General features: G+C 47.3%; 34 protein-coding genes. All 34 read right to left on the bottom strand.

Translation table 11 applies throughout. From position 1 onward, the window contains the following. Positions 1-2: 2 nt before the first annotated feature. A complete protein-coding gene (gene dsbD / locus QUE64_RS00410) occupies positions 3-1685 on the bottom strand; it encodes a protein-disulfide reductase DsbD (RefSeq protein WP_286225443.1) in 1683 nt (560 codons plus the stop codon). After that, positions 1682-2002 carry a divalent-cation tolerance protein CutA gene (gene cutA, locus QUE64_RS00405; RefSeq protein WP_286225442.1) on the bottom strand — a complete coding sequence of 107 codons (321 nt, stop codon included), beginning with the start codon at positions 2000-2002 and terminating at the stop codon, positions 1682-1684. Before cutA ends, dsbD begins: the two co-directional genes overlap by 4 nt. Before the next feature lie 76 nt (positions 2003-2078). After that, entirely contained in the window at positions 2079-2477 is a 399-nt protein-coding gene (gene rplQ / locus QUE64_RS00400) for a 50S ribosomal protein L17 (RefSeq protein ID WP_108507606.1), read from the bottom strand. A gap of 16 nt (positions 2478-2493) precedes the next feature. Beyond that, entirely contained in the window at positions 2494-3474 is a 981-nt protein-coding gene (locus QUE64_RS00395; RefSeq protein WP_286223783.1) for a DNA-directed RNA polymerase subunit alpha, read from the bottom strand. A 28-nt stretch (positions 3475-3502) separates the two neighbouring features. Then, a complete protein-coding gene (gene rpsD, locus QUE64_RS00390) occupies positions 3503-4126 on the bottom strand; it encodes a 30S ribosomal protein S4 (protein ID WP_108507604.1) in 624 nt (207 codons plus the stop codon). A 115-nt stretch (positions 4127-4241) separates the two neighbouring features. Continuing rightward, positions 4242-4655, bottom strand: coding sequence for a 30S ribosomal protein S11 (gene rpsK / locus QUE64_RS00385; RefSeq protein ID WP_108507603.1), 414 nt, complete (start codon positions 4653-4655; stop codon positions 4242-4244). Positions 4656-4667: 12 nt separating this feature from the next. Beyond that, a complete protein-coding gene (rpsM, locus tag QUE64_RS00380) occupies positions 4668-5033 on the bottom strand; it encodes a 30S ribosomal protein S13 (protein ID WP_108507602.1) in 366 nt (121 codons plus the stop codon). Between the two features lie 23 nt (positions 5034-5056). Further along, positions 5057-5173: a 50S ribosomal protein L36 gene (rpmJ, locus tag QUE64_RS00375; protein ID WP_096673338.1), complete on the bottom strand. Its 117-nt coding sequence runs from the start codon at positions 5171-5173 to the stop codon at positions 5057-5059. 21 nt (positions 5174-5194) lie between these two features. After that, positions 5195-5413 carry a translation initiation factor IF-1 gene (infA, locus tag QUE64_RS00370; protein WP_108507601.1) on the bottom strand — a complete coding sequence of 73 codons (219 nt, stop codon included), beginning with the start codon at positions 5411-5413 and terminating at the stop codon, positions 5195-5197. A 1-nt stretch (position 5414) separates the two neighbouring features. Continuing rightward, complete coding sequence (gene secY / locus QUE64_RS00365; protein WP_286225441.1) at positions 5415-6728, bottom strand: preprotein translocase subunit SecY; 1314 nt, start codon at positions 6726-6728, stop codon at positions 5415-5417. A gap of 38 nt (positions 6729-6766) precedes the next feature. Continuing rightward, complete coding sequence (gene rplO / locus QUE64_RS00360) at positions 6767-7207, bottom strand: 50S ribosomal protein L15 (RefSeq protein WP_286225440.1); 441 nt, start codon at positions 7205-7207, stop codon at positions 6767-6769. Positions 7208-7211: 4 nt separating this feature from the next. After that, positions 7212-7406, bottom strand: a complete 195-nt coding sequence (gene rpmD / locus QUE64_RS00355) for a 50S ribosomal protein L30 (RefSeq protein WP_108509267.1) — start codon at positions 7404-7406, stop codon at positions 7212-7214. Between the two features lie 23 nt (positions 7407-7429). Next, entirely contained in the window at positions 7430-7948 is a 519-nt protein-coding gene (gene rpsE, locus QUE64_RS00350; protein WP_108507598.1) for a 30S ribosomal protein S5, read from the bottom strand. 21 nt (positions 7949-7969) lie between these two features. Beyond that, positions 7970-8323: a 50S ribosomal protein L18 gene (gene rplR, locus QUE64_RS00345; protein ID WP_286225439.1), complete on the bottom strand. Its 354-nt coding sequence runs from the start codon at positions 8321-8323 to the stop codon at positions 7970-7972. 22 nt (positions 8324-8345) lie between these two features. Then, positions 8346-8879, bottom strand: coding sequence for a 50S ribosomal protein L6 (rplF, locus tag QUE64_RS00340; RefSeq protein ID WP_286223779.1), 534 nt, complete (start codon positions 8877-8879; stop codon positions 8346-8348). Positions 8880-8889: 10 nt separating this feature from the next. Beyond that, positions 8890-9285 (bottom strand): 30S ribosomal protein S8, encoded by a 396-nt coding sequence (gene rpsH, locus QUE64_RS00335; RefSeq protein ID WP_108507595.1) that lies wholly within the window; start codon positions 9283-9285, stop codon positions 8890-8892. A 25-nt stretch (positions 9286-9310) separates the two neighbouring features. Then, positions 9311-9616, bottom strand: a complete 306-nt coding sequence (rpsN, locus tag QUE64_RS00330; protein WP_108507594.1) for a 30S ribosomal protein S14 — start codon at positions 9614-9616, stop codon at positions 9311-9313. A gap of 9 nt (positions 9617-9625) precedes the next feature. Beyond that, positions 9626-10168 (bottom strand): 50S ribosomal protein L5, encoded by a 543-nt coding sequence (gene rplE / locus QUE64_RS00325; RefSeq protein WP_286225438.1) that lies wholly within the window; start codon positions 10166-10168, stop codon positions 9626-9628. A gap of 14 nt (positions 10169-10182) precedes the next feature. Then, positions 10183-10491 carry a 50S ribosomal protein L24 gene (rplX, locus tag QUE64_RS00320; protein ID WP_286223777.1) on the bottom strand — a complete coding sequence of 103 codons (309 nt, stop codon included), beginning with the start codon at positions 10489-10491 and terminating at the stop codon, positions 10183-10185. 10 nt (positions 10492-10501) lie between these two features. Then, on the bottom strand, positions 10502-10870 hold the full coding sequence (gene rplN, locus QUE64_RS00315; protein ID WP_108507591.1) for a 50S ribosomal protein L14: 369 nt from the start codon (positions 10868-10870) through the stop codon (positions 10502-10504). 221 nt (positions 10871-11091) lie between these two features. Then, a complete protein-coding gene (rpsQ, locus tag QUE64_RS00310) occupies positions 11092-11361 on the bottom strand; it encodes a 30S ribosomal protein S17 (protein WP_108507590.1) in 270 nt (89 codons plus the stop codon). A gap of 13 nt (positions 11362-11374) precedes the next feature. After that, on the bottom strand, positions 11375-11569 hold the full coding sequence (gene rpmC, locus QUE64_RS00305; RefSeq protein ID WP_108507589.1) for a 50S ribosomal protein L29: 195 nt from the start codon (positions 11567-11569) through the stop codon (positions 11375-11377). Between the two features lie 13 nt (positions 11570-11582). After that, the gene (gene rplP / locus QUE64_RS00300) at positions 11583-11999 is read right to left on the bottom strand and encodes a 50S ribosomal protein L16 (protein ID WP_108507588.1); all 417 of its coding nucleotides are present in this window, start codon (positions 11997-11999) and stop codon (positions 11583-11585) included. 2 nt (positions 12000-12001) lie between these two features. Beyond that, the gene (gene rpsC / locus QUE64_RS00295; protein ID WP_286225437.1) at positions 12002-12844 is read right to left on the bottom strand and encodes a 30S ribosomal protein S3; all 843 of its coding nucleotides are present in this window, start codon (positions 12842-12844) and stop codon (positions 12002-12004) included. Positions 12845-12852: 8 nt separating this feature from the next. Next, positions 12853-13185 carry a 50S ribosomal protein L22 gene (rplV, locus tag QUE64_RS00290; RefSeq protein WP_199908528.1) on the bottom strand — a complete coding sequence of 111 codons (333 nt, stop codon included), beginning with the start codon at positions 13183-13185 and terminating at the stop codon, positions 12853-12855. A gap of 7 nt (positions 13186-13192) precedes the next feature. After that, positions 13193-13471 (bottom strand): 30S ribosomal protein S19, encoded by a 279-nt coding sequence (gene rpsS, locus QUE64_RS00285; protein ID WP_108507586.1) that lies wholly within the window; start codon positions 13469-13471, stop codon positions 13193-13195. An 18-nt stretch (positions 13472-13489) separates the two neighbouring features. Next, a complete protein-coding gene (gene rplB / locus QUE64_RS00280; RefSeq protein ID WP_286225436.1) occupies positions 13490-14320 on the bottom strand; it encodes a 50S ribosomal protein L2 in 831 nt (276 codons plus the stop codon). Positions 14321-14322: 2 nt separating this feature from the next. After that, the gene (gene rplW / locus QUE64_RS00275; RefSeq protein WP_108507584.1) at positions 14323-14637 is read right to left on the bottom strand and encodes a 50S ribosomal protein L23; all 315 of its coding nucleotides are present in this window, start codon (positions 14635-14637) and stop codon (positions 14323-14325) included. Further along, on the bottom strand, positions 14634-15254 hold the full coding sequence (gene rplD / locus QUE64_RS00270) for a 50S ribosomal protein L4 (RefSeq protein WP_286225435.1): 621 nt from the start codon (positions 15252-15254) through the stop codon (positions 14634-14636). The genes rplW and rplD overlap by 4 nt, the downstream gene beginning before the upstream one ends. 9 nt (positions 15255-15263) lie before the next feature. Continuing rightward, complete coding sequence (rplC, locus tag QUE64_RS00265) at positions 15264-15914, bottom strand: 50S ribosomal protein L3 (protein WP_286225434.1); 651 nt, start codon at positions 15912-15914, stop codon at positions 15264-15266. Between the two features lie 185 nt (positions 15915-16099). Beyond that, positions 16100-16411, bottom strand: coding sequence for a 30S ribosomal protein S10 (gene rpsJ, locus QUE64_RS00260; RefSeq protein ID WP_108507581.1), 312 nt, complete (start codon positions 16409-16411; stop codon positions 16100-16102). Positions 16412-16509: 98 nt separating this feature from the next. Next, positions 16510-17700 carry an elongation factor Tu gene (gene tuf / locus QUE64_RS00255; protein WP_286223765.1) on the bottom strand — a complete coding sequence of 397 codons (1191 nt, stop codon included), beginning with the start codon at positions 17698-17700 and terminating at the stop codon, positions 16510-16512. Positions 17701-17739: 39 nt separating this feature from the next. Continuing rightward, positions 17740-19842 carry an elongation factor G gene (gene fusA, locus QUE64_RS00250; RefSeq protein WP_286225433.1) on the bottom strand — a complete coding sequence of 701 codons (2103 nt, stop codon included), beginning with the start codon at positions 19840-19842 and terminating at the stop codon, positions 17740-17742. A gap of 23 nt (positions 19843-19865) precedes the next feature. After that, positions 19866-20336, bottom strand: a complete 471-nt coding sequence (gene rpsG / locus QUE64_RS00245) for a 30S ribosomal protein S7 (RefSeq protein ID WP_108507579.1) — start codon at positions 20334-20336, stop codon at positions 19866-19868. Between the last annotated feature and the right edge of the window lie 14 nt (positions 20337-20350).

Genomic DNA, 20350 nt, shown 5'->3' with positions numbered 1-20350 from the left:
GATTATTTCGCTCCTAACTCTTGCAGGCGCTCTAGAAAACGACTGGGAGTCATAAAACCCACTACCCGTAACGATTTTTGTTCTTCACCAGCACCATTGAAGAACAAAATTGCGGGCGGGCCATACAAACCAAATTGTTTCAGAAGCGCTTGCGTTTGTGGATTGTTGATGGTGACATCGGCTTGTATTAGTACAAAACGACCCATGGCTTTTCCAACCTCTGCATTGGTAAAAGTAATGGCTTCCATCTCTTTACAAGAAATACACCAATCAGCGTAGTAATCGAGCATGACGGGTTTATTGTCAGCCTTAGCCTTTTGCATAATACGCTCGAGCTCTTCACTCGATCGCACAACCTGAAATACCAAATCTGGAGGAATTCGTTTTTCAGTACGAGTACTTGTTTGAGTTTGGTTACCAGTTAGGACGGAAATTGCTGGCCACACAATCCAAATAGCTAAAGCAACCAACACTAGCCCAAGAGCGCGCTGTAACCACATCATCCAAGCGCCCGTTTGCGGCAAAAAACTTCTAGCGCCCAATGCGATGAGCAATAAGGGCAATCCCATCCCTAAGGCCATCACAAATAGTAAGCCCCCACCAAGCGCCATCGATCCGGTTTGTGCCACAAACCCTAAAACACTGGCTAAGGGTGCTGTAATACAAGGGCTTGCAACCAGCGTTGAAATTGCGCCAAGGCTAAAAGCCCCGACAATACTTCCGCCCTTTTGTCGCCCGGCCAATTGATCGACTTTGGTTTGCCATCCTTGGGGCATCTTTAGCTCGTATAAACCAAATAAGCTGCCAGCCAAAAATAATAAAAGGAGAGCAAACAAAATGAGGGCAATGGGACTTTGAAGGGCGCGCTGTACGCCGCTTCCTAATGCCGCTGTTAAAACCCCCGCTAAGGCATATAACAAGGCCATGCCCAAAATGTAGGCCAAAGCAAGATAAGCCGATCGGGTCTTGCTAATTGGGCTGCCATCTTGGCGACCCAAAACAATACTGCTCAAAATCGGGAGCATGGGTAATACGCAAGGCGTAAAGGCAAGCGCAATCCCAAGAATAAAGAATCCGATCAATAGATAAAACGGTTTGGCATTCTCTAAATAGCTTTTAATTGATGTGACATCATCGCGCCCACTCCATAAATCCGTGAGGCTAAATGGTGTTGAGTTTGTGGCGATAGTACGGATTGGCGCTGCATCACCTTCAGGGATGGGCGCCACTCGAACGCCTGGAGCTGCTATGAAGTATTGATAGGTCATGGGTGGATAACAAATGCCACCGTCAGCACAACCCTGCAAATCAATCTCTAGGCGAATACCGCTTTGTGGAGATTCTGGCAACCCAATAAGAACTTCGAATGGTTTTGGAAAAATCTCCATTTTTTTCCCAAAGGTCTCATCAAACTTTTCAACCCCTTTAGGAATTTGAATGCTCTTGGGAGCGCTTGGCTTGTCATTGATGAACAGCCGATACGCTAAAGACTCCTGGTAAATGTAATAACCCGAAACCGGTCGATACTCAATGGCAATTTCATTGGCATTGGCAATCCATGTCGCCTCCACAATAAATGCCTTTTCGGGAGGTAGAAATTCCTTGGCATTTACTGAACCAAGGAGTGCGACACTCGATAGTAGAAACAGCAAGAGTTGAACCAAGCCATATTGAATTCTCTTCATGACTTTGTTTCCTCATTCACCCAGCGCCCATATGCCTGGGAGTATTCAACTGGTTTCAAAGCGATGATCTCTGGCAACTGATAAGGGTGATGGGCCTTAATAAATGCCTCAATGCCCTTCCATTGAGTTGTTGCTGTTTTAGCACTTAATAGAACTTCGGTGTCATTGCAAACCTTTCCATCCCATCGATAGATCGATTGCACGCCCTCCTGAATTTGTACACAGGCTGCAAAACGCTCATCGATTAATTGCTGACCTAGTAATCTAGCCGCATCCATCGTGGGCAAAGTCGTGGTTACGATCAGTATCGAATCCATACAAAAGATGGCTCAAGCAGTGGGTTAAATGAAAAAGCCAGACCGAAGCCTGGCTTTAACTATACCCGATGCTAATTTATGCTGCTGCAGGCTCTTGTTGAGGCGCCTCTTCAACTTCAGGGCGATCAACCAACTCAACCAGTGCCATTGGGGCATTGTCACCGTGCCGAAAACCAAATTTCAGAATACGGAGATAACCACCTGGTCGAGTTGCATAACGTGGGCCGAGCTCAGTAAACAATTTGCTTACCATTTCACGATCGCGCAAACGATTGAATGCCAAACGGCGGTTCGCTAAATTATCTTTCTTACCCAAAGTAATCAAAGGCTCAACCACCATCCGCAATTCTTTTGCCTTTGGCAGGGTTGTCTTAATAACTTCGTGCTCGATCAGTGAGTTCGACATATTGCGCAACATCGCCAAACGATGCGATGAGGTGCGATTTAGTTTGCGTAAGCCATTACCATGACGCATGATGCTTCCTTTCTAATTATTGCCCGAGAGTCGCTGGAGGCCAGCTGTCGAGCTTCATCCCAAGACTTAAACCACGGGCTGCCAATACGTCCTTGATTTCATTCAAAGACTTGCGGCCCAAATTAGGCGTCTTGAGTAATTCATTTTCAGTACGCTGAATCAAATCACCGATGTAGTAAATGTTCTCAGCCTTTAGGCAGTTTGCAGAGCGAACGGTCAACTCTAAATCATCAACAGGTCTCATCAACAACGGATCAACCATGGTTGAGCGACTTGGAGCCAACTCACCGCTCACTTGACTGCTCTCTAAGGCGGCAAATACGACCAACTGGTCAACCAAAATACTGGCGGCCTGGCGAATTGATTCTTCAGGAGAGATCACGCCATTGGTTTCAATAGTCATCACCAAACGATCTAAATCGGTACGTTGCTCAACACGAGCAGACTCAACCGCATAGCTAACACGATTAATTGGGCTAAATGATGCATCCAACACAATACGGCCGATTAGCTTAGTCGCTTCATCTTGATACTGACGCATATTTCCCGGTACATATCCGCGACCCTTTTCAACCTTGATCTGCATATCGAGCTTACCGCCAGCCGCTAAGTGTGCAATGACATGCTCTGGATTAATGATTTCAACATCATGGGGAAGATCAATATCCTTAGCGTAAACAACGCCAGGACCTTCTTTACGCAAATTGATCGTCACTTCATCCCGGGACTGTAACTTGAAAACAACCCCCTTTAAATTGAGTAGCAAGTTCACAACATCTTCCTGAACACCATCCAAGGTTGAGTACTCGTGAACAACACCAGCAATCGCTACTTCGGTTGGAGCAAAACCAACCATGGAAGACAACAAAACACGACGTAATGCATTACCAAGCGTGTGGCCATAGCCACGCTCAAATGGCTCCATCACAACCTTAGCCTGGTTTGCACCGAGTGCTTCAACAGAAATGATTTTTGGTTTAAGCAAATTTGTTTGCATAGATATCTTTTCCTTAAGAGGTGCAGTATTAGCGTGAATACAATTCGACGATCAAACTTTCGTTGATATCACCGCTGATTTCATCGCGATCTGGTACTTGTTTAAACGTTCCCTCGAGCTTGCTTGCATCAACGCTGACCCAATTAATTGAACCAACTTGCGAAGCAAGATTTAGTGCTTCTTGGATACGAGTTTGCTTCTTTGCCTTCTCACGAATTGCAATGACATCGCCGGGACGAACCTGCATGGACGGAATATTGACCACTTGGCCATTTACCGTAATTGCTGCATGCGATACCAACTGACGCGCTTCAGCGCGAGTTGAGCCAAAACCCATGCGATAAACCACATTATCTAAACGGGACTCAAGCAGTTGCAATAAGGTCTCACCAGTATTACCTTTACGGCGCTCAGCTTCAGCAAAATAGCGACGGAATTGACGCTCGAGCACGCCATAAATCCGCTTCACCTTTTGCTTTTCACGCAACTGATTACCGAAGTCAGAAGTACGAGCACCTGAGGTGCGACCGTGCTGTCCTGGTTTGCTGTCTAGTTTGCACTTGTCCGATAAAGCACGGCGTGCGCTCTTTAAAAATAAGTCGGTACCTTCCCGACGAGATAGTTTGGCTTTAGGGCCTAAATAACGTGCCACGATTTCTTCCTTTCTATGCCTCGATGGTTACCGAGGTGAGTTCGCTGTAACTACCAACGAACGGTGGGCTTATTAAACAATTGCTGGCAAAGCCAGCGGCTTGGTACTGCAAAAATTAGATACGGCGACGCTTTGGAGGGCGGCAACCATTGTGAGGAACCGGAGTCACGTCCTGGATCTCAACAATCTTGATCCCTAACGAGTTCAATGCACGAACCGCAGACTCGCGACCAGGACCCGGGCCCTTAATCTGAACTTCTAAATTCTTAATCCCACACTCAATTGCTGCCTTACCAGCCACTTCAGCAGCAACCTGAGCTGCAAATGGCGTTGACTTACGTGAACCCTTAAATCCTTGACCGCCTGATGTTGCCCACGACAAGGCGTTTCCTTGACGGTCGGTAATGGTCACAATGGTGTTATTAAACGATGCATGCACGTGTGCGATACCATCGGCGACGTTCTTTTTAACCTTCTTACGAGCGCGTTGTGCACTTGCATTTGCGGCGGTTTGTTGTGCTTTTGCCATATCAGTTCCTAATTATTTCTTGAGTGCAACGCCAGCCTTACGGGGGCCTTTACGGGTACGGGCATTGGTCTTCGTTCTCTGGCCGCGCACTGGTAAACCCTTTCGATGACGAATACCGCGATAGCAAGCCAAGTCCATTAAACGTTTAATGTTCATGGTGACTTCACGACGCAAATCACCCTCTGTGGTGCGCTTACCCACTTCATCACGCAGCTTCTCGAGCTCAGCATCGGTAAGATCTTTCACTTTCTTATCGATTGCAACACCCGTGTTCTCACAGATCTTGAGAGCTTGTGCTTTGCCAATACCGTAAATGGCGGTTAAACCAATCACAGTATGTTGATGATTTGGGATATTTACCCCAGCGATACGTGCCATATAAATTCCTCTACTTAACCGAATTAACCTTGACGCTGCTTATGACGTGGATCGGACGAGCAGATCACACGCACCACGCGCTTACGCTTGATGATTTTGCAATTGCGGCAAATACATTTAACGGATGCCAATACTTTCATCATTCACCTCTTTAATAATCCTTACTTCGCACGGAAGATAATTCTTGCGCGCGTTAAATCGTATGGGGTCATTTCCACAGTTACCTTGTCTCCTGGCAGGATTCGGATGTAATGCATCCGCATCTTCCCAGAAATATGACCTAAAACTACATGCCCATTCTCTAACTTCACCCTAAACATGGCATTGGGGAGGTTTTCAACAATTTCCCCTGCCATCTGAATTACATCGTCTTTAGGCATCTTAGAGAGTGGGTCCCATCTTAAAGTTGGCTTTCTTCATCAGAGAGCCGTACTGCTGTTGCATCACAAATGATTGCACCTGAGCCATAAAGTCCATCGCAACCACAACAATAATTAACAACGATGTCCCGCCAAAGTAGAAAGGAACGTTGTATTTCAAAACCAAAAACTCGGGCAATAAGCACACTAAAACCATATAAATTGCGCCAGCCAAAGTTAAACGAACAAGAATTTTGTCGATGTAGCGCGCCGTCTGATCGCCCGGACGAATACCTGGAACAAATGCACCGCTCTTTTTCAAGTTGTCGGCCGTATCGCGGCTGTTAAAAACCAAGGCAGTATAGAAAAAGCAGAAGAAAATAATGGCAGTGGCGTACAAAATGATGTAAACCGGCTGCCCAGGAGCTAAAGTTGCCGCCAAATCTTTCACAATACGACTCACCATATTGGTTGGTTCGCCTGCTGTAAACCAGCCGGCAATAGTGGCCGGGAACAAAATAATCGATGAAGCAAAAATGGGAGGAATCACACCAGCCATATTGAGCTTTAAAGGCAGATGAGAAGACTGACCGCCGTAAATCTTATTACCCACCTGACGTTTGGCGTAGTTCACCAGAATACGGCGCTGACCACGCTCTACGAAGACAACAAAGTAAGTAACTGCAATAACAATCACTACGATAAAAATTGCTGAAAGAATGCTCATGGAGCCAGTGCGAACCAACTCTAAAAGACTAGCCAATGCGCTTGGCAGGCCAGAAACAATCCCGGCAAAAATAATGATGGAAATACCATTACCCAAGCCGCGTTCAGTAATTTGCTCACCGAGCCACATTAAAAACATCGTGCCCGTAACAAGAGTTACAACGGTATTGAACTGAAACATCAAGCCAGGATCAACAACAAGGCCTGGCTGAGACTCAAGCGCAACGGAAATTCCAATCGCTTGGAAAGTTGCCAAAAAGACCGTTGCATAGCGGGTGTATTGGGTAATCTTGCGTTGACCAGCTTGACCTTCCTTCTTCATCGCCTCGAGCGAAGGAATCACAATGGTCATCAACTGCATGATGATCGATGCCGAGATATAGGGCATGATACCCAAAGCAAACACCGTGAAGCGAGACAAAGCACCGCCTGAAAACAAATTGAACATTCCCAAAATACCGTCCTTTTGTTCACTAAACAGTTTTGATAACTGATCAGGATCAATACCAGGGACTGGAATATGAGCGCCAATACGGAAGACAACCAACGCCAATACCAAGAAAATCAAGCGGCGACGTAAGTCGCCATACTTGTTTCCAGATGGTGTCAAACTAGAGACGTTAGAGGAACCGAGCGCCATAGATTGCTTTAAACCTCAGCGAGCACCTTGCCACCAGCAGCCTCAATGGCAGCTTTTGCACCAGCACTTGCAGTCAATCCTTTTAAGGTAACTGCGCGCTTGATTTCACCGGTCTTAATGACTTTGACAGCATTGGTTTGCTCACCAGCAAGACCGTGCTGTTTCAAGGCAACCAGATCAACTTCAGCTAAACCAATGCGCTCTAAATCAGCAAGAGTTACTTGACCAATAAAACGACGTGTTAAAGAGATAAAGCCGCGCTTGGGTAGGCGACGATACATGGGCATTTGACCGCCTTCAAAACCAACTTTATGAAAACCGCCGGAACGCGACTTTTGGCCTTTGTGACCACGACCAGCGGTCTTACCAAGACCGGAACCAATCCCACGGCCGACACGGCGACGATGGCGCTTAGCACCTTCAGCGGGTTTAATCGTATTTAATTGCATTGCTTCACCCGATCACTTTCACAAGGTATGAAACCTTATTAATCATTCCCCGGACTGCCGGGGTATCTTGTAACTCTGAAACTGAGTTGAGGCGACCAAGGCCCAAACCACGAACCGTCGCACGGTGACTCTCGCGCGTACCGATCAAGCTGCGCACGAGCTGAAGTTTGACCTTTGAATTTGATTGTGTATTTGCCATCTTTTACTTTCGATTACAGGCGATTAACCCAAAATTTCTTCAACCGACTTTCCGCGCTTTGCAGCAATTTCTGCTGGCGTACTCATCTTGCTCAAACCGTCCAAAGTGGCACGTACCATGTTGTAAGGATTGGTTGAACCAATCGATTTAGCAACTACGTTGGTTACGCCCATCACATCAAAGATCGCGCGCATTGGACCACCTGCGATCACGCCGGTACCTTCTTTTGCAGGAGAAATCAGAACGCGCGACGCGCCATGCTGACCAATCACAGAATGCTGCAATGTGCCCTTACGAAGAGGGACCTTAATCATTTTGCGACGTGCTTCGTCCATTGCTTTTTGAACGGCAACTGGAACTTCTTTCGACTTACCTTTACCCATTCCAATTCGTCCATCACCATCACCAACGACCGTCAAGGCAGCAAAGCCAAGGATACGGCCGCCCTTCACTACTTTGGTCACGCGATTAACAGCAATCATCTTCTCGCGTAGACCGTCATCGCGCTCTTCTGACTGAATTTTGGTTTGCATTTTTGCCATAATTTTTTCCTAAACCGTTTCTTAGAACTTCAAGCCGGCTTCACGCGCAGCTTCAGCAAGGGCCTTAATACGGCCGTGATAACGATGTCCAGCACGATCAAACGCGACGGCCTCAACGCCAGCCTTTTTTGCACGTTCGGCGATTAATTTGCCAATCGCTTGTGCTGCTTGGCTATTGCCGCCATTTTTTACCGAAGTACGCAAATCCTTTTCCATGGTCGAGGCCGCGGCAACCACCTTGCTACCGCATGGGCTATAGACCTGAGCGGAGATGTGGCAATTGCTTCGAATCACTGTCAAGCGATGAGCCAATAACTCAGCAATCTTGATACGGGTTTGACGCGCACGTCGTTGTCTTGTTTCGTTTTTATTCATATCGAATCTCAGCTGTACTTAATTACTTCTTCTTGGTTTCTTTGAGGTGAACCACTTCGTCAACATAGCGCACGCCTTTACCCTTGTATGGTTCTGGGGAACGATAGGCACGAACTTCCGCAGCAACTTGACCAACTTGTTGCTTATTGGCACCCTTAATAATGATTTCGGTTTGCGAAGGGGTTTCCGCTTTCACGCCAGTGGGTAGCGGATAGTTGATTTCATGCGAAAAGCCCAATTGCAATTTCAAGGAATTGCCTTGTGCCTGTGCACGATAGCCCACTCCAACAAGGCTCAGCTTGCGCTCAAATCCCTGGGTCACACCAACGACCATGTTGTTAACTAATGCACGAGTCGTTCCAGACAATGCATTAGCTTCTGGGGAATTATCTTTAATGGCAACCGTGATAACACCATCTTTATGCTCAAGGCCAACACTAGGATGTAAGGTATGTGTGAGAGTCCCCAATGGGCCTTTCACGGTTAATAACGCGTTTGCAATACTGATCTCAGCACCTTTTGGCACCGTAATGGGAGATTTACCAACTCGAGACATTGTTCTCTCCTTAAGCCACGTAGCAAATGACTTCACCGCCAACGCCAGATGCGCGCGCTTTGCGATCGGTCATCAAACCTTGCGGTGTTGAAATAATGGCAACGCCCAAGCCATTCATGACCTCAGGAATGTCATGGCGTCCTTTGTAGATACGCAAGCTAGGGGTTGAAACTCGCTCAATTCGTTCAATCACAGGACGGCCAGCGTAGTATTTCAGATCAATCTTCAATACTGGCTTAGCTGCTTCACCGGTGATTTCAAAACTATCGATATAGCCTTCGTCTTTCAAGACCTTGGCAATCGCTACTTTTAATTTTGACGACGGCATGGTAACCAAAGTTTTCTGCACCGCTTGCGCGTTGCGAATTCTGGTCAACATATCGGCGATTGGATCACTAATACTCATGGGTTCTCCTAAATTCGTTCGCCGCTTACCAGCTGGCCTTGGTTAAACCGGGGATCTCGCCACGGAAAGCAATCTCACGGATCTTGCCGCGTGCCAAACCAAATTTGCGGAAGGTGCCACGTGGACGACCGGTTAATGAACAACGATTACGTTGGCGAATAGGGCTCGCATTGCGCGGCAATGACTGCAGCTTCAAACGGGCCTCATAACGCTCCTCGTCACTGCGGCTTGTGTCGTTAATGATCGACTTGAGCTCAGCGCGCTTATGCGTGAATTTTGCAACCAACTTAGCGCGTTTTTTCTCACGCTCAATTAAAGATAGTTTTGCCACGTTTGCCTCTTAATTGCGAAATGGAAATTTAAACGCCGCTAACAATGCTTTGGCTTCCTCATCGGTTTTAGCGGTGGTCGTAATACTGATATTGAGACCACGTAATGCATCAATCTTGTCGTACTCAATTTCAGGGAAAATAATTTGTTCTTTAACGCCAATGTTGTAGTTGCCACGGCCATCAAACGCTTTACCGGAGATTCCACGGAAATCGCGCACGCGTGGCAAAGAAACCGTAATAAAACGATCTAAGAACTCATACATGCGAGTGCCGCGCAGCGTTACCATCGCACCGATAGGATAGCCTTGACGAATCTTAAATCCAGCAATCGCTTTGCGTGCCTTGGTAACAACGGGCTTTTGACCAGCAACTTTGGTTAAATCACCAACAGCATGCTCAATCACTTTTTTATCACTGACAGCTTCACCTAAACCCATATTAAGGGTAATTTTGGTAATGCGTGGAACTTCCATCACAGACTTATAGCCAAACTGCTGCATCAAGTTTGCAATGACTGTATTTTTGTAATGTTCTTGTAAACGGGTGCTCATAATTTCTCCGAACCTTAAGCGCTAAGCGTCGCGCCAGTGGTTTTTAAGTAACGCACTTTTTTGCCATCAACCAACTTAATGCCAACACGCGATGGTTTGCCGTTCGCATCAACCAATGCAATATTAGAAGCAGCGATTGGCATCGTCTTATCAACAGTTCCACCAGTAGTTCCATCATTAGGATTGGGCTTTACATTCTTTTTGTAAATATTGACGCCCTCAACCACAAATTTGTTTTCAAGAATTCCGGTGACCGTTCCTTTTTTACCTTTATCACGCCCAGTAAGAACAATCACGGAGTCGCCTTTACGAATCTTTTTCATAGTGACCTCTTTAAATAACTTCTGGGGCAAGCGAAACGATCTTCATGAAACGCTCTGTACGGAGCTCACGTGTAACTGGTCCAAAAATACGGGTGCCAATTGGCTCAAGCTTTGCATTTAGCAAAACAGCAGCGTTTTCATCAAATTTAATTAAGGAGCCGTCGGGACGACGAACGCCTTTTGCGGTACGAACAACCACGGCGTTGTAAATATCACCCTTTTTTACACGACCACGAGGAGCGGCAGCTTTTACGCTAACCTTAATCACGTCACCAATATTGGCATAACGGCGCTTTGAGCCGCCCAATACCTTGATGCACAAAACTTCGCTCGCGCCAGTGTTATCGGCGACTTGCAACCTGCTTTCAGTCTGAATCATTTTGTCTAATCCCCAACTTGTACGCCAATGGCGTCAGTCTTGGTTCCGTCTATGAGCCTTTCGCATTGCTGCGAAATAGCTCGGATTTAATAAAAATTACTTATCAATCAACAACTTAATAAAACTTTATGTTTCCGTTATTTAGTATTTTTAATCACGGAAAGCCTTTAATTCTACTACAAAAAAACTCTGTTTTGACAATCTCTTGTCAAAATTTCAAGTTAAATTCCCTTGGAGGCCTCAACCAAGCGGGTCACTACCCAGGCCTTTGTTTTGGCCATTGGCTTGCCTTCCGTAATTTCCACGGTGTCACCCATCTTGTATTGATTGGTCTCATCATGTGCGTGATACTTTTTTGATTTACCAACGTATTTACCAATTACAGGGTGCTTCACTTGGCGCTCAACTTGAACAGTCACAGTTTTTTGCATTTTGTCGCTAACAACACGACCAACCAAGGTGCGGCGCAAGGGTTTAGAGATTTCTGTCATATCTCGATCCTAATTATTTCTGAATAGTCTTTTGGGTGATAAAGGTTTTAACGCGAGCAATATCACGCTTGACCTGTCCCAATTGACTGGTATTTTGGAGTTGCTGAGTTGCTTTTTGCATACGCAGCTTGAAATGGGTTTTTAGTAACTCAGAGAGCTCTTGGTTAAGAGCACCTAAATCTTTGCTTTGCAGTTCTTTGCTTTTCATGATGGATTCCTGATTAAGCGCCGATTTGACGAATCACAAACGTTGTTTGAATAGGCAACTTGGATGCGGCTAGACGGAATGCCTCTCTTGCAAGAGTTTCATCAACACCGTCCATCTCATACAAAACCTTGCCTGGCTGAATCTCGGCTACATAATATTCTGGGTTACCTTTTCCGTTACCCATACGAACTTCAGCAGGCTTTTGAGAAATTGGCTTGTCTGGGAAAATACGAATCCAAATTCGTCCGCCACGCTTAATGTGACGCGTCATGGCGCGACGTGCAGATTCAATTTGACGGGCCGTTAAACGACCGCGGCCAACCGCCTTCAATCCAAAGTCTCCAAAGGCAACCGAACTGCCACGTGTTGCAACACCGGTGTTGCGACCCTTTTGTTCTTTACGATATTTGCGACGCTTTGGTTGCAGCATGCTTACTCTCCTGCCTTCTTCGTTTCTGTGCTAGCTGCGGCTTTACGAACCCGCTTTACAGTGGGCTTCACCGCTGGCTTCTCTTCACCGGGCTTCGCTGAGGCATCAGCGCCGGCTGCACGCCGCACAGTCTTTGCTGGTGCACGACGTGGTTTTTTCTCTTCAGCAACTGGGGCTTCTGGTGCCGCATTTTGGGTCAATTGGGCGTCTGCGCCACGACCTAAGGTGTCGCCCTTATAAACCCAAACTTTAACGCCAATGATTCCGTAAGTTGTTTCCGCCTCAGATGTAGCGTAATCAATATCCGCCTTCAAAGTATGGAGTGGAACGCGGCCCTCGCGATACCATTCGCGACGCGCAATCTCAGCGCCATTCAAACGGCCAGAGGACATAATCTTGATACCCTGGGCACCAAGACGCATTGCGCTTTGCATCGCACGCTTCATGGCACGACGGAACATAATGCGCTTTTCAAGCTGTTGAGTGATTGAGTCTGCAATCAACTGGGCATCCACTTCGGGCTTGCGAATCTCTTCAATATTGACATGAACAGGTACGCCCATCCGCTTTTGTAATTCTTTACGGAGAACTTCAATGTCCTCACCCTTCTTACCAATTACAACGCCAGGACGCGAACTAAAAATGGTAATTCGTGCGTTCTTAGCAGGGCGCTCAATTAAAACCTTGCTAACAGAAGCATTCTTCAGCTTCTTCTTCAAATAATTGCGAACCTCAACATCCTCTTTGAGCATGTTGGCAAAATCATTGCTATTGGCATACCAACGGGATGTCCAGTTACGGCTTACCGATAGACGAAATCCATTTGGATTAATTTTTTGGCCCATGTCTTTCCTTAATTACTCAGGGTCACGCTAATGTGACAACTTTGTTTCTCGATACGATTACCGCGGCCCTTGGCCCGAGCAGTAAAACGCTTTAATGATGTTGCTTTATCAACAATCACAGCGGACACTTTGAGCTCATCAATGTCGGCACCTTTATTGTGTTCGGCATTGGCGATGGCGGATTCAACCACCTTCTTCATGATGAAAGCAGCTTTTTTGGGGCTGAAATTCAAAATGTTCATAGCACGAGAAATCGGCAAGCCACGAATTTGATCTGCCACTAAACGTGTTTTTTGTGCAGAAATTCGTGCGCCGCGGTGAATAGCTTTAACTTCCATCATCATCCCCTTACTTCTTCACTACTTTCTTGTCGGCAGAGTGTCCCTTGAACGTACGCGTCAAAGCAAACTCACCAAGCTTGTGTCCAACCATGTTTTCAGAAACATAGACTGGAACGTGCTGCTTACCGTTGTGAACAGCAATTGTTAATCCAATGAAGTCAGGAAGAATGGTCGAACGACGTGACCATGTCTTAATTGGCTTCTTATCTTTATTGGCCTGAGCAGTCTCAACCTTTTTCACAAGGCTGGCATCGCAGAAAGGGCCTTTTTTCGCAGAACGAGTCATTTATCTATTCCTTATCCATTAACGCTTTTGACGACGCTGAACAATCATGGTCGTTGTACGTTTATTGCGACGGGTACGATAGCCCTTCGTTGGGGTTCCCCATGGAGAGACAGGCACACGGCCCTCGCCAGTTCGTCCTTCGCCACCACCATGTGGGTGGTCGATTGGGTTCATGGCCACACCGCGAACTGTTGGACGAATACCGCGCCAACGGGTTGCACCTGCTTTACCAATCTGACGCAAGCTATGCTCTTCATTGCCAACTTCGCCAATAGTGGCACGGCAATCGATCAAAATACGACGTACCTCACCTGAGCGCAAACGAACCTGGCCATACACACCTTCGCGGGCCAACAATACTGCTGAGCTACCAGCAGAGCGAGCGATTTGCGCACCCTTTCCAGGCAACATCTCAACACAATGGATCGTGCTACCAATTGGAATATTGCGAATCGGTAAATTATTTCCTGCTTTGATGGGAGCCTCGGCACCATTCATCACTTGCTGTCCAACTGTCATTCCCTTAGAGGCAATGATGTAGCGACGTTCACCATCAGCAAAAACGAGAAGGGCAATATTTGCACTACGATTTGGATCGTATTCTAGGCGTTCAACCTTAGCGGCAATGCCATCTTTATCGTTGCGCTTGAAGTCAACCACGCGGTAGTGATGCTTATGACCACCTCCCTTGTGACGTGTCGTAATGTGACCATTATTGTTACGACCAGCTTTTTGGAACTGTGGCTCAACCAATCCTGCAAAAGGCTTGCCTTTATGCAGATCAGGATTAACCACCTTGACCATTGAACGACGACCTGGTGAGGTCGGTTTAGTTTTCATGAGCGGCATAATTAATTTGCCTCCGCTTCAAAGTTAATTTCTTGGCCAGGCTTCAGATTGACATAAGCCTTCTTAGCGTGATCGCGTCGACCCTCAAATCGGCCAAAGCGCTTTGGTTTACCTTTTTGGTTGACGATTTGCACAGACTCGACTTGAACTTTGAAAAGCAATTCAACGGCTTGCTTCACATCAAGCTTGTTTGCGTCACGCGCAACTTGGAAAATCACTTGCTCATTCTTTTCGGCTACCATCGTTGCTTTTTCAGAAACAATGGGTCCAAGCAAAATTTGCATGAGACGATGATCGTTTTTACGTGTTTGGCTCATTTCAGCAACTCCTCCATCTTGGCGATCGCTGCTTTGCTCACCAATACTTTTTGAAACTGAACTAATGACAAGGGGTCTGCATGCTGAGGTTCAACCACAGCAACTTTGTGCAAATTGCGCGATGCAAGATAAAGATTCTCGCTAACCTCATCCAAAATAATTAATACCGACTCAAGACCCATACCCTTGACTTTCTCAGCCAACAACTTGGTCTTGGGCGCATCCAAATTAAATTGGTCGACCACATTTAAACGACCTTCGCGCGCCAACTGAGAAAGGATCGAGCGCATACCAGCGCGATACATTTTCTTGTTGACCTTGTGCGAAAAATTTTCTTCTGGAGAGTTCGGGAATATCCGACCGCCTCCACGCCACAATGGCGAAGAGCTCATACCAGCACGGGCACGGCCGGTACCTTTTTGGCGCCATGGTTTTTTTGTGCTGTGCTTTACTTGCTCACGATCTTTTTGTGCGCGATTACCAATACGTGCATTTGCTTGATACGCAACCACGATCTGATGAACAAGTGCTTCGTTGTACTCACGCTCAAATACTTCGGGTGAAGCTTGTACGCCAGCACCTAGCTGGCCGTTGTCTTGGAGAAGTTTCAGTTCCATGTCCTCTCCTTATTTCTTAGCTACAGCTTTAACAGCTGGAGTAACAAGTACTTTTCCACCAGGAGCGCCGGGAATAGCGCCCTTGACCATAATGAGATTGCGCTCCGCATCAATGCGAGCAATCACCAGATTCTGAACGGTACGGGTTACATCACCCAAATGACCGGTCATGCGCTTACCAGGAAAAACACGACCTGGATCTTGCGCCATACCAATAGAGCCTGGAACATTGTGTGAACGGGAATTACCGTGACTCGCGCGACCAGACGCAAAGTGGTAGCGCTTAATCGTTCCAGCGTAACCCTTACCAATCGTTACACCTTGCACATCCACCTTTTGACCGGCAGCAAAAACATCAACGCCAACGACTTGACCAGGCTTCATCTCCGCCAATTTTTCAGCATCAACATGGAATTCATTTAAGGCATTGCCAGCCGTCACACCTGCTTTTGCAAAGTGTCCAGCCATCGCCTTGGTTACGCGGCTAGCGCGGCGTGTTCCGTGAGCTAACTGAACAGCATCATAGCCATCCGTTGCCTGGGTTTTCACTTGAGCAACCCGGTTATCGCTCACATCAATCACGGTGACAGGGATAGCTTCCCCTTCATCCGTAAACAGACGGGTCATGCCGACCTTACGGCCGATCAAGCCTAAGCTCATATTCTTACTCCAATGCTGACTTCGATTGGTCAGCGGAAATTTAATTTAACCTGTTTTAAATAAAAATGTTTATATAAAACAAGCACTTACAATTTATGTACTACAAACCTAGCTTTTCAAAACTACGAAAAGCCTTCAATTCTAGCCTAAAAAGGCAAAACTAACAAACTTTTGCGCAATCTACCTTACTGCAACTTGATTTCAACATCGACGCCGGCAGGTAAATCCAACTTCATCAGGGCGTCCACCGTTTTCTCAGTTGGATCCACAATGTCCATCAAACGTAGATGGGTGCGGATCTCCATTTGATCGCGTGAAGTCTTGTTCACATGGGGCGAGCGCAACAAATCAAAACGCTCAATACGGGTTGGCAAAGGAATTGGGCCCTTGACAACAGCGCCAGTGCGCTTTGCAGTATCTACAATCTCAGCAGCAGATTGATCGATCAATCGATAATCAAACGCTTTCAAACGAATTCTAATTTTCTGGTTTTGCATATTTATTCCAAAGAGCAGTGCGGTGCTGCCGCGTTAATCATCCAACTAAAGAGCAAGGGAATATCTGCAGCACAAATATTCCCAATCGTGCAAAACAATTAAGCCAAAATCTTCGCAACTACACCCGCACCGACGGTACGACCGCCTTCACGGATTGCAAAGCGCAAGCCCTCTTCCATCGCGATGGGGGCAATAAGCTTTACGGTGATGGTGACGTTATCGCCAGGCATCACCATCTCTTTGTCCTTAGGCAACTCAATTGAGCCGGTGACATCGGTGGTACGGAAGTAAAACTGAGGGCGGTAGTTGTTAAAGAAGGGGGTGTGACGACCGCCCTCATCTTTGGACAACACATAAACCTCAGCAGTAAAGTGGGTGTGGGGGGTAATCGAGCCGGGCTTAGCTAATACTTGGCCACGCTCGACTTCCTCGCGCTTGGTGCCGCGCAAGAGGATACCGACGTTATCACCTGCTTGACCTTGATCGAGCAGTTTACGGAACATCTCTACGCCAGTGCAGGTGGTTTTGAGGGTGGGCTTAATACCGACGATCTCAATCTCTTCACCGACTTTAATAATGCCGCGCTCAACACGACCGGTCACCACCGTGCCACGACCAGAGATCGAGAACACGTCTTCGACTGGCATCAAGAATGCGCCATCAATCGCACGCTCAGGATTGGGGATATAGCTATCTAAAGCTTCAGCAAGCTTCATGATGGCGCCTTCGCCCAACTCACCCTTGTCGCCTTCTAAGGCGAGCTTGGCAGAGCCCTTGACAATGGGGGTATCGTCGCCTGGGAACTCATACTTGGAGAGCAGCTCACGCACTTCCATCTCCACGAGCTCTAAGAGTTCAGCGTCGTCGACCATATCGCATTTGTTCATAAACACGATGATGTAAGGCACGCCTACTTGGCGGGCCAAGAGGATGTGCTCACGGGTTTGGGGCATGGGGCCATCGGCTGCCGAGACCACCAAAATAGCGCCGTCCATCTGGGCAGCACCAGTAATCATGTTCTTCACATAGTCGGCGTGACCTGGGCAATCGACGTGCGCGTAGTGACGGTTCTTGGTCTCGTACTCGACGTGGGCGGTATTAATCGTAATACCACGGGCCTTCTCTTCAGGGGCCGCATCGATCTGATCGTAGGCTTTTGCTTCGCCACCAAAGAGCTTGGAGAGCACGGTGGTGATTGCCGCGGTTAGCGTGGTCTTACCGTGGTCGACGTGACCAATGGTGCCAACGTTCACATGGGGTTTAGTCCGTTCAAATTTTTCTTTTGCCATTTTGGGTGCCTTTTATTTAGCTAATCAATGTTCAAAAATTTACTTTGCTTTTGCTGCAATCACAGCATCAGCCACGTTCTTCGGCGCTTCTGAATAATGCTTAAATTCCATGGTGTAGGTCGCGCGACCTTGGGTTAGTGAGCGCAAGCCGGTTGAATATCCAAACATTTCTGCAAGGGGAACCTCAGCGCGCACAATCTTGCCGCCACCAGGAATATCATCCATGCCTTGCATGATGCCGCGACGAGAAGATAAATCACCCATCACATTACCCATGAAATCTTCTGGCGTTTCAACTTCTACCGCCATCATTGGCTCAAGCAGAACTGGGCTTGCTTTACGCATACCGTCTTTGAATGCCATCGACGCCGCCATTTTGAATGCATTCTCATTCGAGTCAACATCGTGATAGGAACCAAAGAACAGGGTTGCCTTTACGTCAACCACTGGGTAGCCAGCAAGGACTCCGGCATTGAGCGTCTCCACGATACCCTTTTCAACCGCAGGAATGTATTCACGAGGAACAACTCCACCCTTGATCGCATCAACAAACTCAAAGCCCTTACCTGGGTCTTGTGGCTCAAGTTTCAATACCACATGACCATATTGACCACGGCCACCAGATTGCTTAACAAATTTGCCTTCGATTTCGTCGCAAACCTTACGAATGGTTTCACGATAAGCAACTTGTGGTTTACCAACCGTTGCCTCAACGCCGAACTCGCGCTTCATGCGATCAACAATAATCTCAAGGTGTAGCTCGCCCATTCCAGAAATAATCGTCTGACCAGATTCTTCATCGGTCTTCACGCGGAATGATGGATCTTCTTGTGCAAGGCGATTGAGCGCTAAGCCCATCTTCTCTTGGTCAGCCTTCGTTTTTGGCTCAACGGCCTGAGAGATCACGGGCTCTGGGAACACCATGCGCTCTAAGATCAAAATATTATCTGGGTCGCAAAGAGTTTCACCAGTGGTGGCTTCTTTTAAACCAACCGCTGCGGCAATGTCGCCAGCACGAACTTCTTTAATTTCTTCGCGCTGATTGGCATGCATCTGCAATAGACGACCGATACGCTCTTTTTTGCCCTTGATGGGGTTATAAATCGTGTCACCAGAATTCACAACGCCAGAGTAGACGCGGAAGAAAATTAACTGGCCCACAAAGGGATCGGTCATGATCTTAAATGCAAGTGCCGAGAACTTTTCATCATCACTGGCTTTACGACTGGTTTCACTACCGTCTTCTTTTTCGCCTTTGACCGGAGGAATATCAACGGGTGAGGGCAGGAAATCAACTACTGCATCCAACATTGCTTGGACGCCTTTATTTTTGAAAGCGCTGCCACAAAGCATGGGAACGATTTCACCAGCGATGGTCCGTTGACGGAGTGCCTTCTTGATGTCTTCCTCTGTCAGAGTTTCGCCGCCAAGGTACTTGTCCATCATTTCCTCAGAGCTCTCAGCCGCAGCCTCAAGCATTTTCTCGCGCCACTCTTCAGCGGTTTCTTTCAATTCAGCAGGGATATCACCGTACTCAAACTTAGTTCCCTGAGAAGCATCATCCCAAATGATGGCTTTCATCTTGATTAAGTCAATCACGCCCTGGAAGTTTTCCTCGGCACCAATTGGAACCTGAATTGGAATCGGGTTTGCCTTTAGGCGCGATCTCATCTGGTCGTAGACCTTAAAGAAGTTAGCACCGGTACGATCCATTTTGTTCACAAAGGCTAAACGTGGCACTTTGTATTTATTTGCTTGGCGCCAAACGGTCTCAGACTGTGGCTGAACACCGCCCACCGCACAGTAAACCATGCAAGCACCATCCAATACACGCATTGAGCGCTCCACTTCAATCGTGAAGTCAACGTGTCCTGGTGTATCAATGATGTTGATGCGATGCTCTGGATAATTACCAGCCATACCTTTCCAGAAAGCGGTGGTAGCAGCTGAGGTGATGGTAATCCCTCGCTCTTGCTCTTGCTCCATCCAGTCCATCGTGGCAGCGCCATCATGAACTTCGCCGATTTTGTGATTTACGCCGGTATAAAACAACACGCGCTCGGTTGTGGTTGTTTTGCCAGCATCGATGTGTGCAGAGATACCAATATTTCGATAGCGCTCAATGGGGGTTTTACGTGCCACTTTTTCCTCTTTCTGTTAGAGCGTTAGAAACGGAAATGCGAGAAGGCTTTGTTGGCTTCAGCCATACGATGAACCTCTTCACGCTTCTTCATTGCGCCGCCACGACCTTCAGCAGCTTCTAGTAATTCGTTTGCCAAACGCTGTGCCATAGACTTTTCACCACGCTTCTTGGCAGCCTCTCTTAGCCAGCGCATTGCCAAGGCAGATCGACGCGATGGACGAACTTCAACGGGCACCTGATAGTTGGCGCCACCAACCCGGCGACTTTTGACCTCAACCATGGGTTTTACATTTCCCATTGCGGTCGAGAAAATCTCGAGGGGCTCTTTATTGGCTTTTTTCTCAATGTGTTCAAAGGCACCATAGACGATGCGCTCTGCAACGGACTTTTTACCGTCAAGCATTAAGACGTTCATGAACTTAGCTACTTCCACATTCCCAAATTTTGGGTCAGGAAGAATTTCCCGTTTCGGGACTTCGCGACGACGCGGCATAACAACTCCTATCT

The organism is Polynucleobacter sp. HIN7, from assembly GCF_030297595.1.
Taxonomy (GTDB): domain Bacteria; phylum Pseudomonadota; class Gammaproteobacteria; order Burkholderiales; family Burkholderiaceae; genus Polynucleobacter.
This window is presented reverse-complemented; position numbering and strand designations above follow the sequence as displayed.